Source organism: Psychrobacter immobilis, from assembly GCF_904846175.1.
In the GTDB taxonomy this organism is placed as follows: domain Bacteria; phylum Pseudomonadota; class Gammaproteobacteria; order Pseudomonadales; family Moraxellaceae; genus Psychrobacter; species Psychrobacter immobilis_E.
In genome coordinates, this window is the sequence record NZ_CAJGZM010000002.1 from 18,161 (window position 1) to 31,500 (window position 13,340).

At 40.5% G+C, this 13,340-nt stretch carries 16 protein-coding genes; 15 read left to right on the forward strand and 1 reads right to left on the reverse strand.

The features are described from left to right. Positions 1 to 60: 60 nt before the first annotated feature. A complete protein-coding gene (locus JMW39_RS02610; protein ID WP_265088437.1) occupies positions 61 to 855 on the reverse strand; it encodes a hypothetical protein in 795 nt (264 codons plus the stop codon). Between the two features lie 310 nt (positions 856 to 1,165). Here JMW39_RS02610 and JMW39_RS02615 point away from each other — a divergent pair, with 310 nt between their 5' ends. The 15 genes from JMW39_RS02615 to JMW39_RS02685 all read left to right on the forward strand — a co-directional run bounded on the left by JMW39_RS02615 (position 1,166) and on the right by JMW39_RS02685 (position 13,240). Further along, entirely contained in the window at positions 1,166 to 1,663 is a 498-nt protein-coding gene (locus JMW39_RS02615) for a hypothetical protein (protein ID WP_201543570.1), read from the forward strand. Between the two features lie 19 nt (positions 1,664 to 1,682). Continuing rightward, positions 1,683 to 2,123, forward strand: a complete 441-nt coding sequence (locus JMW39_RS02620) for a hypothetical protein (RefSeq protein ID WP_201543571.1) — start codon at positions 1,683 to 1,685, stop codon at positions 2,121 to 2,123. A 617-nt stretch (positions 2,124 to 2,740) separates the two neighbouring features. Next, entirely contained in the window at positions 2,741 to 3,265 is a 525-nt protein-coding gene (locus tag JMW39_RS02625; protein WP_201543572.1) for a cytochrome b, read from the forward strand. A 180-nt stretch (positions 3,266 to 3,445) separates the two neighbouring features. Further along, on the forward strand, positions 3,446 to 4,033 hold the full coding sequence (locus tag JMW39_RS02630; protein ID WP_201543573.1) for a PepSY domain-containing protein: 588 nt from the start codon (positions 3,446 to 3,448) through the stop codon (positions 4,031 to 4,033). 338 nt (positions 4,034 to 4,371) lie between these two features. Beyond that, the gene (locus JMW39_RS02635) at positions 4,372 to 4,806 is read left to right on the forward strand and encodes a diacylglycerol kinase (RefSeq protein WP_227679309.1); all 435 of its coding nucleotides are present in this window, start codon (positions 4,372 to 4,374) and stop codon (positions 4,804 to 4,806) included. 47 nt (positions 4,807 to 4,853) lie between these two features. Continuing rightward, positions 4,854 to 5,582, forward strand: coding sequence for a PAP2 family lipid A phosphatase (locus JMW39_RS02640; RefSeq protein ID WP_201543575.1), 729 nt, complete (start codon positions 4,854 to 4,856; stop codon positions 5,580 to 5,582). Between the two features lie 300 nt (positions 5,583 to 5,882). Further along, positions 5,883 to 6,509: a cytochrome b/b6 domain-containing protein gene (locus JMW39_RS02645; protein WP_201543577.1), complete on the forward strand. Its 627-nt coding sequence runs from the start codon at positions 5,883 to 5,885 to the stop codon at positions 6,507 to 6,509. Between the two features lie 19 nt (positions 6,510 to 6,528). After that, positions 6,529 to 7,203 carry a response regulator gene (locus JMW39_RS02650; RefSeq protein ID WP_201543579.1) on the forward strand — a complete coding sequence of 225 codons (675 nt, stop codon included), beginning with the start codon at positions 6,529 to 6,531 and terminating at the stop codon, positions 7,201 to 7,203. A gap of 90 nt (positions 7,204 to 7,293) precedes the next feature. Further along, positions 7,294 to 8,790, forward strand: a complete 1,497-nt coding sequence (locus JMW39_RS02655; RefSeq protein ID WP_201543581.1) for an ATP-binding protein — start codon at positions 7,294 to 7,296, stop codon at positions 8,788 to 8,790. A gap of 88 nt (positions 8,791 to 8,878) precedes the next feature. Further along, positions 8,879 to 9,415 (forward strand): PepSY domain-containing protein, encoded by a 537-nt coding sequence (locus JMW39_RS02660; RefSeq protein WP_201543583.1) that lies wholly within the window; start codon positions 8,879 to 8,881, stop codon positions 9,413 to 9,415. Then, a complete protein-coding gene (locus JMW39_RS02665) occupies positions 9,408 to 9,722 on the forward strand; it encodes a hypothetical protein (RefSeq protein ID WP_201543585.1) in 315 nt (104 codons plus the stop codon). Before JMW39_RS02660 ends, JMW39_RS02665 begins: the two co-directional genes overlap by 8 nt. Before the next feature lie 55 nt (positions 9,723 to 9,777). Then, on the forward strand, positions 9,778 to 10,950 hold the full coding sequence (locus JMW39_RS02670) for an FAD:protein FMN transferase (protein ID WP_201543587.1): 1,173 nt from the start codon (positions 9,778 to 9,780) through the stop codon (positions 10,948 to 10,950). A 2-nt stretch (positions 10,951 to 10,952) separates the two neighbouring features. Then, the gene (locus tag JMW39_RS02675) at positions 10,953 to 11,636 is read left to right on the forward strand and encodes a ferric reductase-like protein (RefSeq protein WP_201543589.1); all 684 of its coding nucleotides are present in this window, start codon (positions 10,953 to 10,955) and stop codon (positions 11,634 to 11,636) included. A 93-nt stretch (positions 11,637 to 11,729) separates the two neighbouring features. Beyond that, on the forward strand, positions 11,730 to 12,428 hold the full coding sequence (locus JMW39_RS02680; protein WP_201543590.1) for a VIT family protein: 699 nt from the start codon (positions 11,730 to 11,732) through the stop codon (positions 12,426 to 12,428). A gap of 182 nt (positions 12,429 to 12,610) precedes the next feature. After that, the gene (locus tag JMW39_RS02685) at positions 12,611 to 13,240 is read left to right on the forward strand and encodes a DedA family protein (RefSeq protein ID WP_201543604.1); all 630 of its coding nucleotides are present in this window, start codon (positions 12,611 to 12,613) and stop codon (positions 13,238 to 13,240) included. The last annotated feature ends 100 nt before the right edge of the window (positions 13,241 to 13,340 follow it).

A 13,340-nucleotide genomic window follows, 5' to 3' on the forward strand; every position in this document is an offset into this window, starting at 1 on the left:
ATTATCTATAGCATAGGCTGCTAGCAGAGATGAGATTAACTTCATATACAGCCTTCAATTTCACAATCTTTTTTTATAGGTCTCATAGCCTACCAAGCCCACAATCATCAATAAAAATACAATACTGATACTGGTCACGCCTAGAGCCAAACCTCCACTTTTTATCGGTTGTGATAACCAATCACCAAGCGCTGCGCCCAAAGGACGGGTCAAAATATAAGCCAACCAAAAGCATAAAACGCTGTTTAACTTAAACACATAAAACCCAGCTGTAATAAGAGCGATTCCTGTCGCAAATATCAATGTAGAGTTTTGATAGCCGATATTAAGCCCTTCAGCAAACCAATCGCCTGCAGCAGTACCCAGCGCAAAAGTAGCTAAGATGGCTGTCCAATAGAATAATTCACGAGGAAAAGTATCAACGTGATGAATAGATAAAGTATTCTCTCGGGCATACCAAACCGCAAAGACTACTGCAAGTAGTATGCTAAATCCTATCGTTGAGTACGCTAGTGGTATGCCAAGGTTATCTGTCATATTATCGGTAATCAGCGTACCAAGAATACTGACGAATACGACGGTTAGCCAGTATTTCCACGGTATATATTCTTTAGCTTTTAACTGTACTACTAATACGATTACAAATAGCACGGTCATAATAAGAGACGTCGTCGGCAGACCTAGCTTGAAATTAAAAATCATAAAATCGGCGGCAGTTTCACCGACTGTGGTTGACATCATTTTGATCAGCCAAAACACGATCGTAATTTCAGGCACTTTATTAAGCATATGACCAAGCTTAGACGGTTTGGATAGGCTATTTTCTGATGCAAGTATTTGACGGGAGGTAGACATGAGTGCTTTCCTTTTTTAGGATGGTTAAGACATAGCACTATATTTGCTACGCTCTCAACTTATAGTAGCCATCCAGCTATTAAGAAAGTGTTAAGACGTCATCATTTACCTTTTAATATAAACAGTTTCTGCTAATCAAATTATTAACCTCGACTACTCTTTAAGACTTTTTCCTTTATTTGTAATCTGTGTCAAGGGTTTGTACCAATACTATCGACAAATGCTATGCTAAAGTCTATGAAAATCGCTGTTATCAACCATATTTCACCCTAGTGTCAAGTTTAAGAAAAAGGACTTTTGGAGGCTTAATATGCGACACGATTATGTAATGCAAACCACCTATCTTGCTTTCTACATTGCCAAACATGGAGGGTTTTTAGATCGAGCTATTAGTATGATTGATGGCTCTCCTTTTAGTCACTGTGAGCTTGTCATTAAGGATCTTGGTAATCAGTGTTACGATTGTATTAGCTCAAGCTATCATGATGGTGGACTGAGACGTAAGAAGATTGATATGTCAGACAATCATTGGGTTCTGATACCAGTGATGTGCGATATGGGTCATGTTCTGCGTTGGTTCAACAAACGTCAACACTTCAAATATAACTATCTTGGTATCATTAGAACCGTCATTCCCGGCTTTTACGAACCTGCTCATTTTCAATTTTGTTCTGAGGCTTGTGCAGATATGCTAGAGTTAGTGGACCCTGGAAGCTACGGAATCAAAAAACTCTATGAATGGGCTACTCAGACGAATATAGCTAAAGATATAAGCAAACTCCCTAGCAAAACCCCTAGCAAACTATGATTATTAAAGGAGGTTTTTGATGCAACCTACCTATTTGGCTTTTTATACGGCGACACATGGAACGCTGTTAGATCGAGCTATTAGTCTGATTGACGGCTCACCTTATAGTCACTGCGAGCTGGTAGTCGAGGATCTTGGTAATCGATGCTACGATTGTATTGGCTCAAGCCACCGTGATGGCGGACTGAGACGCAAGAGTATCGATATGTCGCGCAGTCACTGGGTTCTGATACCAGTGATGTGCGATATGGGTTACGTTCTGCGCTGGTTTCAAAAACGCCAACACTTTAAATATGACTATCTCGCTCTATTTAGACCAAAGACGCCTGGCTTTTACAATCCTGTATACCGAGTATCGTGTGCTGAAGCTTGTGCAGATATGCTTGAACTCGTTGACCCCGGAAGCTATGGACTCAAAAAACTCTATGAGTGGGCTTTAAACCACCCAAACGATGATTAAATATAGTCAAATCCTATATAAGTCAGAAATAGCATCAGGCTCGCTTAGTCTACTATTCGTAGTACTTTCACTCACCTTTTTTGTCTCCAAACCATACTTAACCAACCCCTTCTAATCAAACTCTTAATCCTCGCTAAGTTTCTCCTATGTCGTCTCTCGTATTATAGATTCATACCAACAAGGTAGCTGACAACACCACGAAAGGTCTGTCAGAAATCGACTTACTAGCTATGATATCGAAGTGGTCAAAAACAATTAGATATACGATGTAAGCATAGATACCAATACTGGCAAGGTTTTAAGCAGTCAGGTTGATATGGAGGATGAAGATTAAAGAATAAATGAAAAATATTTAACCTTAACATCTTCTTAACAACCCCAAGCTCATACTCATACCCAAGTGCTAACCTGTGACCTCCTACACTGGGATACTGACTACAACCATATGACTGATTGCACTTTTTATTTTAAATAACCTGCCACGTACTTTGATTCTATTGACTATCAAGCAATATATTTAGAATGAGCATGAAACAACTATTGAATACTCTTAGAAATCTACTATATCCATGAAAAATCCAATAATAACAAAAATATATTTATATATGAGGTGATATATGGAAAAGGTAATACAAGTACAAAAATGGCCAGTTAGCAGCCGAATATTTCACTGGATAAGTGCGATTTTATTGCTGATAACTTGGATACTAATAGTTGTGTACCAAAATACTGATCAAAACTTATATATTAATTTACACAAAGCCTTTGGTCTCAGTGTGTTGTTTTGGATGATTGCACGTGGATTCAATCGTTTATTGATTAAAGTACCAGCAGCTGTTGTCATGCCGCCTTGGCAAAAAAAAATATCGCAGTTGACTCATTTAGCTCTTTATATGATTCTGATTGCAATGCCTGTGGCTGGCCTATTAACGTCAGTCTATGGTGGTCATCCAGTTGATGTGTTTGGACTGTTTGAAATCCCTGTTTTTGTAACCCCTAATCGTAGTACAGCACGTTTTTATGAAAATATACATACGGGTGTTATTTGGCCGATGATTATAGCCTTTACTTTATTGCACATTGGCGCAGCACTCTATCATCAGTTTATTTTAAAAGATAAGCTCATCAATCGTATGAAATAATTGTTTCAATCACTTGTCCAGTAAAGGTGCCTCTATTATTTTTACTTACTAATTAAATTCTAAATTCCCGTTAAGCTTCTCTTAAGTTTTAGGTCGTATTATGGATTCATACCAACAAGGTAGCTGACAAAACTACTGAACGTAATGTCACAAATCGACTTAATACAAAGGATGAAGCTTATGAAAAACTTATCAATGCTAACCAAATCAATGACTGTCGCTCTAACTGTTGCCGGTATCGGCGCAACCGCTATTGCAGCGCCTGTTGCCAATACTAAAGCTGTGGCAAGCTCAAGTGAAGCGCTCAGTGCTATGCAAAGTAAAATTAGCCTAACGCAGGCAATCAATATCGCCAAACAAAATGCTAAAGGCGATCTGGTCAGTGCAGAGTTTGATTATGACGACGATGGCAAAAATAAAGGTACCGGTAAATATGAAGTCGAATTTGTATCTAACGATACGTCATATGAAGTGAAGATTGATGCCAATACCGGTAAAGTTCTTAAGACTAAGCAAGAGAAACTAGATAAAAAGGAGTTGGCTGAGTATAACGCCATGAAGCAAGCAAAAGTGTCGTTGACCAGTGCCATGCAAAAAGCAGCACAAAGTTTGAATGGCAAAGTCATCAGTGCTGAGTTTGAGCTAGAAAAAGGGCAGTCTGTTTATGACATCGAAGTTGTCAAAGGCAATCAAATATATGATGTGAGCATAGATGCCAATACTGGCAAAGTGTTAAGTAGTCAAGTGGATGTAGAAGATGATGATTAAACCAAACGCTTAAATTGTCACTGTTAATTATTAATTGTTAATTGTTAATTGTTAATTTATAACCCAAATAGCAGGCAATAGCCGATACTGTGATAGACATGGTATCGGCTATTGCTCGTTTAGTGTTTAGATTTTAAGTAATCAGTAATAACACTATCACAATATCTCTAGAGTAATTATTTTTTGCATTTTCTGTCCCAATAAGTCAATACTCCCTTAACGCTTTCTTAATCTCTACTATCTTATACTACTTAAAATTTACCATATACCTTGATAATAATGACTATTGAGCACTCAATATGAGCAATGAAAACCCTATCAATCTTGACGACAAAAAGATGAATTATGATACTTCGAGCCAAGAAACCTCTAATCAGCTACTTGTACCCGATAGTTATGCGAGTATTGCTAAAGGCAACAAAGGTCTTTCTCGTATTATAAAAGCCGCCGGTTATTCTTTAGATGGTTTTAAAGCCGCTTATAAATATGAGGCCGCTTTTAGACAAGTGTTCTGGCTCAACCTTGTGTTATTTATTGCAATCATACTTATCCCTTTTGATATCAGCATAAAAATGATGCTGATAATCGCCTCTTTTTTATCCCTTATCGTTGAGCTGTTTAATACTGGTATTGAAGCCAGTGTTGACCATACCTCAACAGAACAGCATCCACTCGCTAAAATAGCTAAAGATGTGGGTTCTGCAGCGCAATTTTTGGCGTTAGCACTGTTGTTTATCTTATGGGTAATGGCGTTATGCCACCTTTTATATTAAGTAATACTTGGATATTTTTGGTTTAATATAGTTTACAAGGTGACTCAATGACTCTAGCAAAAAATTCAACTGATTGGATGTGGCTCAAATTATTGTGCTTAACGATTATCGCCACACTGACGTTTGAACACAGCCAATTTGATGTTCATATTAGTGAGCTTTTCTATAAAAATGGACATTGGCTACTTGAGAAAGACGCGCAGCCTTATGCGTTTATCTTTTATGACTTGCCTAAATTATTATTAATATTATTCGGCGTCTATTTAATAACCATTTTAACTTGGCGTTATTGGCAAAGTCGATACTCTACTAACGTGAATGCTCAATCATACTTTGTTAGACCAATCGCAGCATTGTCTAGCCGAGAGATAGGTTATTTAGTAATCACTATAGTTATGGTGCCCACGGTTATCGCGACGCTCAAAAGCTTCACCCATGTCAGTTGCCCCAATCATTTATTTCTATTCAATGGTGACTTACCTTATCTTAATCTTTGGCAAAGTATAGTAGCCATGACACCAGCAAAGTGCTTCCCAGCGGCTCATGCCAGCGCAGGATTCTCTTTATATGGGTTAGCATTTTTACCGACATTACAAAAACACCGCTATAAAATTTTTGTAATCGTCACAGTTTTAGGATGGACGATGGGGCTGTACAAAATGCTCTTTGGCGACCATTTTTTTAGTCATACCTTGGTGTCGATGCTTCTGGCATGGACGATAGCTTGTGGGCTGGCGATGGTTTTCTTTGGTAGAATCAATATGGACAAAGAATGAATTTCTCACTTTAACCGTATTATAAGATGATGACTATAGTCACACATCAAACCAGTATATTCACTTAAGCCGTATCTCTAACTAATACCATATTATTCTCGCTGAATACTATGACCGCTTAACCACTACCTAAATATTCTTGTTTTTTCATTTCCTAAGCTCATCTTAAGATTTGTTTGTTGTAATAGCGATAAGACAGACGATGCTAACTCTAGTCTGCTTACGATATCTCGCTTAGCTTTTGTTTTTAGCAGCAGGATATGGTCAATCAATAAACGATTTATTAAGGGAGTGACAACCATGCGCCAACAAGACATGATTGATGTGGTCGACGATTCCGTCATAAAATTACCTAGCAATCCTAAAACTAGGCAAGTCAAAGTTTGGGATATTCTAGTAAGATTTACCCACTGGACAGTCGCGGCTGGTATTATTGCTAATCTACTCTTTACTGAAGACGGCAGCGATCTTCACGTCTATGTAGGCTATACCGTGGTAGGATTAGTGGTTATACGCTTACTGTGGGGTCTAATAGGAACACGCTATGCACGATTTACCAATTTCTTCCCCACACCGGCACGACTGAAACATCACCTATCAGCTTTAAATGTTCGCCAGGTTGATGAACAGCACCTCGGTCATAACCCATTGGCAGCCATTATGATGCTATCGTTATGGGCAGTAATTATAGGGTTAGGAATAACCGGTTATCTGATGGAAACAGATTTTTTTAGTCACATACAGCTGCTTGGTAATAAAGATGTGCTTGAAGAAATACATGAGTTATTAGCCAACAGTTTATATTTACTCGTTCCTTTACATATCGTCGCTGCGATTGCCATGAGTTATTGGCAACGCCAAAACCTGATTAAAGCGATGATAACGGGCAAGAAAACGGTGACGGATAAGCCGTCCGATGTGAAATAAACGAAGCGGTGGAATAAACATGGCACGCATATTATTGATAGAAGACGATATTACCATTGCTGAAGGCATCATCCTTGGGCTAAAAAGTCACGGCATGATGGTCGATTGGTTTAGTGATGCCAAGCAAGGTGAAATGGCGCTGCAAGAGGGCATGTTTGATGCGGTACTGCTTGATTTAACCTTACCAAAAGGGGACGGTATGACGGTGTTGCAAAATTGGCGCGCCAAACAGATAGACACACCGGTATTGATTATCACGGCACGCGATGCGATTGCCAATCGTGTGGCTGGACTCAATGCTGGTGCTGATGATTATTTGGTCAAGCCGTTTGCTTTAGATGAAGTCATTGCCCGTCTCCAAGCTTTGATGCGGCGCAGTCAGGGACGTAGCCAACCTGAAATCCGCTATGGCGAGGTTGCCTATCAGCCGCATACTCAGCAAGTGACGTATCAAGGTCAAGTCGTTGAATTGACCATCAAGGAAGTGGCCATATTAGAGCAAATGCTGACTCATCCTAAACAGATACATAGTAGAGCGAGCTTAGAAGATAAACTGTATGGTTGGCAACAAGATATTGAAAGCAACGCCATTGAAGTGCATATTCATCATTTACGTAAAAAACTGGGCAATGATTTTATCTTAACCAAACGTGGTATCGGCTATTATCTTAATCCCGCTTATAGTCATAGTTAGCGGTCACTAAGACGACTTACGTCTACGTTTGGCTTATTTATCTTGCCCTCTAACACTTTGCCTCCTATTTGCCTCCTAATAGGTACGCCTATGAAAAGTATCCAGCAACGGCTATTAACATCTCTACTGATTGGTTTACCTCTGCTTTGGGTACTCACCTCTAGCTTTATTGCGTGGCGTTTATGGCACGAAATCAATGAGATGAATGATACGCAGATTACCCAAGTTGCCCGTTACTTAATAGGTGTCGCTCCTAAAAACGATGATGATAGAGACGACCACCATGATAGGGAAGATTATGAGCAAGAGGATAGTAAAAATAAAAAGAAGCGTCCCGCCAAAATATACAACCTAGAAAGTAAGCAGCTATCAGGTGACCTTGGCGAAGCTGAAGACGACTATATGGGCTTTGCCATTTGGGATAAAAAAGGACGTCTATTGATGGCTGATGAAAATGGTCAGTCATTTGCTTTTTTGCCAGACCAACGTGGGTTTTTAGAAGAACAGGATTCTGCCTATCAGCGCCTTAACCCTTTTAGTAAGCGCTGGCGTTTATTTTATGTGCATGATAACCACGATGATAAGCATGAAGGTCGGGTGATTGCCGTTGGTCAAAACCTTGAATCTCGCCAAGGGATGATTGTTGATGCTATGTCTGTACAAGTACTACCAATGTTAATTGGTCTATTTGCCTTTATGGCTTTGGTGGTCTTATTGATTCGACGCGGCTTTATGCCATTAACTCAGATTAGTGCCGAGCTTGAACAGCGTCAACCGCAAGATGACAGTCCCATCACAGCAGACGTACCGAAAGAGATTCAGCCTTTGGTTATAGCGTTGAATGCCTTATTTGTGAAAGTTGCTGATACCTTAGCCCGTGAGCAACGCTTTACCGCGGATGCTTCGCATGAGCTTAGAAGCCCACTGGCGGCATTAAAACTACAAGCTGACTTATTACAGCAGCAGATATTGCAATTGTCTGGCTTAGAATCTGGCGTGGAAGATAATAATCAGCTGTTTTATCATGCCCAAAAAATCAGCGACGGTATTGAGCGCGCCACGCATTTAGTTGATCAACTGCTGATTTTGGCTAAAATAGAACCACAACAACAATTGCCCCCTGAGCAATTAGAAAAACCAGATTGGCTGCTACTGACAGATATTGTCCTTAGTGATATCAATCGTCTGGCGCGTGAAAAACATATTCAGTTAAAACGTACCGTGAACTGCGATAATCCTGCTGACATTCTCCCCATTCTTATCAATCCCATTTTATTTAAACTATTAATTCGCAACCTGTTAGACAATGCTATTCGCTATTGTCCCGAAGGCTCATTGATTGAACTTCAACTTGATAGTAATGCGATTAGAGTGGTTGATAATGGCTTAGGTGTAGAGCCAGAACAACTCACTCGCTTGAGCGAACGCTTTTATCGTCCAGCCGGTCAAAGCCAATTAGGTAGCGGTCTTGGACTATCAATTACCAATCGAATAGCAGAGCTTCATGGTCTCAAATTGGAGTTTACCAACCGCTCCGAGCCAGACACTGGCTTTATCGTAACAGTCAGAAATAAAAATGAACTATAAGCATTTAAAATAAGCTGTCTTAAGCTTGAGTTAATATTCACCCCGTATGCTGTTTGTATTCCCTACTAACATATACGGAGTACATCCTATGAGCCTATCTCTATTAAAACCCTTATTATTGACTGTCAGTGCGACCTCACTAGTATTCTTTGGTGGTGTCATCGCCTTATCTGCCCAATCGCCTAGCGCTGATAGCGTGCTGTCAGTGGTTAACCCCGTCACGCAACCTCAATTTACTCAACCCTCATCGCTTGCTGCCCTCAGCGCTGCGCAAGCCATCGCCCTTGCCAAACAAGATGTACCCAATGCGATATTGCAAGCAGAGCCAGAGCTTATCAACTATAACGGCACCGCCGCTTATGAAGTGTTATTCGACAGTGGTACTACTTATATTGACGCCAACTTTGGTGCCATTCTCAATCCAGTCGCGACCAGTAATGATTACGTTGAGAGCTATGATTACGACGATGATGATGATGATGACCATAAGGATAAGCATCATGATGATAAACACGACAAAGAAAAGCATCACGATAAGTATGACAAAAAAAATAGTCGCCTAATCGCTACGAGCTATCAGCAATATGATGAGGATGGCTTTGATGGGGGTAGCTACGATGACTAATACCAAACCACATCAGGCTAAAACCGTGAATAAGACGACTAAAAAAGTAGATCCTTTTGCCTCTCTTAAAAGTAGCATTATGCTGGTCTCAATTGCAGGCACCATGGCGGGATGGCTAGTATTACTTAATCAAGAGACAGACACGCCAGCTATGAATACTGCTGTGTTAAGCACTACGGTCTCTCAGAATAGCGAGATGGCTGTTGAGCAAATGCCCATCGTTGATATCAGCCAGTTGCGGCAGGTCAATGAGGTAGCACCTGTTCAGGCAATAAGAGTGGTCGCCCGTACACGTTCTTCTCAATAAGTGAAGAGAAATTTAACGGTGACTGAATTTAAGTTTGTGGTAAAGGAAACGGCAAATGCAAACCAATATGCCTGATAGCAACATACCTGAACTGGTAACGATTAAACTATTCGCCATGGGTTGTCATATTCAAATCAGCTTGAATACCACAAGGCTTAACCCGCGTTATTCACAGATAGCCATAAACCAGCAAATTGCTTTGCTAACAAGTGATATTCAAAAACGCATAGCGCAATGGGAACACATTTTCAGTCGTTTTCATGAGACCAGTGAGCTGATGCAACTTAATAGCCATACCAATCAATGGACTAAAGTGAGTGCAGAGTTATTTGAAGTTTTACAACGCGCTATTCATTTTGTCTCAAAGACTCAAGGTTTGGTAACACCAACTTTACTGAAAGAACTTTGGTCAGCAGGTTATCAGCATTCATTTGAGACTTTGCCCAAAATGTCTGAGCCATGTGTGACCATCATTGGTTCAAAGGCTAGCTCATCAAAGATTAGCTCAAATACCTCCTCAAACATTAACTTAAATACCAGTACAGATTTGCAAGATGCATCTATAACGAAAAATTTTAAATTAAACCATGCCAATCAACAAATAGGGCGTATCCAACTGCGCCAGTTAACTGACGGGCAGCATCAAGTATACCTGCCAGCTGACATGGCACTAGATCTGAATGGCTATGTCAAAGGCTGGTGCGCCATGCAACTGGCTGAGCATATTAGCCACGTTCATGACTGGCAAATTCCCTGCTTAGTAGATATGGGTGGAGATATGGCAATTGGTGTTCCAACAGAACAAATAGATAAACCCATTACTTGGGGAGTAGCTATTGCTAAACCGTATTTTGCTAATGATGAGGAAGTCCACGATGATGAAGATGTAGCAATCCTTGCCATTAATTCGGGCGCTGTCGCCACCTCTGGGCAAGACTATCGTCGCTGGTGGCACGACGGTCGTTGGCAACATCATTTGATCCATCCTCATTACTCTCGTCCAGTAAGCAGTGACGTTTTAACAGCAACCGTATTGACTACTGACACGCTAACAGCGGAGGTATATGCAAAATACTGCGTGCTTCTTGGCGTTACAGAGGCGATGGCATGGCTTAATAAGCATGATATTGCTGCGCTCTTAATCGATACGAATAACAAAGCGTTGGTGACAGCTGCTATGCATCCAAATTTAATCCAAGAAAACTTGATTGCTAGCATAGGAGCATAATTATGAACATTAATAATCCTACCAACACTCAAACTGTTTTCAAAACAAACCTTCTTACTAAGGCGCTATGCATTGGCTTAATCTTAACCATTGCTATTGGTGTCGGCAGCTATGCGTTGTTAACTTGGGGAGAGAGAGTTTCTCAGCTACTGACAGCCACGGATAAACATTTCTGGTATTTATCACGGGCAAGTGGTGTTATCGCTTATACGTTATTTTGGCTGGCAGTCGTTTTTGGTTTATTGCTCAGCACTCGTTTAGGCAAGCATTTTAATATGGCACGAGTATTTGCCTTACATCAGTATTTAAGTCTGATAGCAGTGGGTTTTGCCGCGTTCCATGCGGGTATCTTATTAGCAGATAATTTCTTAAATCTTAACTTATGGCAAATTTTACTGCCTTTTGGTTTCCAAACTGAGCGTGTGGGCGTTGCATTAGGACAATTGGGGTTTTGGCTATTATTCATCTGCGCTTTTAGCTTTTATATTAAGAAGTATATTGGACAATCAGCATGGCGCTGGCTACACTTTTTAACCTTTATGGCTTACATGTTTATTAGTATTCATGTATTTATGGTCGGCTCAGACAGTCGAGCGCTGCCTTTATTGTTATTTTATGCAGCTAGTCAAACGACAGTCTTTGTACTGATGACCTATCGATTATTGGCGCTAAAACAAGCCAAATAATTATGCATGAAGAGTTGTGAAGTTGTAAGCAGTTATAAGCTACACTGACATATTCTAATTCATGTCAACACCGTTTGAGGTTTGAAGATATCTATGCACCATTCTATTCATGATGAAGTACATTTAAGCAATCGCAATCATTGGTTAAGAGCGGCAGTACTGGGCGCGAATGATGGCTTGATTTCAACCGCTAGCTTGCTGGTCGGTGTCGCTGCAGCAAGTACGAGCAGTCAGACATTACTACTGACAGGAATGGCAGCGTTGACAGCAGGCGCTTTATCAATGGCAGCTGGTGAATATATTTCAGTATCATCACAAGCAGATACCGAAAAGGCAGATTTGGATAAAGAGTTACATGAGCTGACTCATAACGCTGAGCGCGAGCTGTTTGAGCTGACGAAAATTTATGAGACACGCGGACTCGATCACGTATTGGCACATCAAGTTGCGGTAGCATTGACTGAGCACAATGCACTTGAAGCTCACGCCCGAGATGAGATTGGCTTAACGGATTTAAGTCAAGCTAAGCCGATTCATGCGTCAGTAGCTTCTGGATTATCTTTCATTGCTGGGGCGATATTACCGATTATGGGTATTCTGCTGTTGCCAGCACAAACACTGGTTTGGTCATTATCATCTTTGACCATAATAGGCTTAGCGCTACTTGGGGTAATATCGGCGCGTTTGGGTGGCGCACCTGTTATTCCTGCTACTGCTCGAGTAGTCATTTGGGGCGTGCTAGCGATGGTTGCAACCTCATTGATTGGAGGGTTATTTGGCGTGGCTGTCTAGCGTTCACTACATCTCTAAAAACAAGCTATCACTTCAAACTATTTCTAATATTAGCCATCACCTTAACGCTATCTTAACGCCAAGCTAAGTTATGATAATAGAGGTACAAATAGAAGTGCATGATATATTGGCTCATGGTACATGGTTCAAAAATTACATCGGTTACTTAACAAGGTATTTCAATGAGTCAGGTAAGCGCGTGGGTACTAATTATCATGGCAAAATTTGGCTATCTCGGTATTATCTTTGCTATGTTTGCTGAAAATGTTTTTCCGCCCATACCTTCTGAGCTAATCATGCCTGCCGCTGGTTTTGCGGTGGCAAGAGGTGATTTAAACTTAATATTAGTCATCCTAGCAGGTACGCTTGGCTCGGTAATAGGAGCACTGCCGTTATATTATCTAGGGCGCTTACTGAATGAAGACCGCTTAATGGTATTTACTGAAAAATACGGCAAATACGTATTCGTTAAGCCTAGTGATATAAGTTCCTCTAGTGTTTGGTTTGATAAACATGGCAGCAAAGCGGTCTTCTTTGGACGTATGGTGCCGGGTATTCGCTCACTTATATCCATCCCTGCGGGAATGAGTAAAATGCCGATGCTTCCTTTTTTGGTATTTACTGCTTTGGGCTCAAGCATTTGGACAAGCTTATTAACCATTGCTGGCTATTATTTTGGTGAGAATTACGAAGTGATTGAGACTATGCTAGCGCCGTACTCTAAGGGTTTCTTATTACTCGCTGTGGTTATTATTATTGCTTGGTTTATCAAACGTCGTTTAACGGCTCGACGTAATATCGATAGTATTTAATTGAAAACATAGTTGTTTATCTGCTGTAGTGAACGACCCTTGTATTCAGTTTAATAAGATAGGGCTAGTAAAATTTTAAAAAGCGTGTCATAAATAAGAT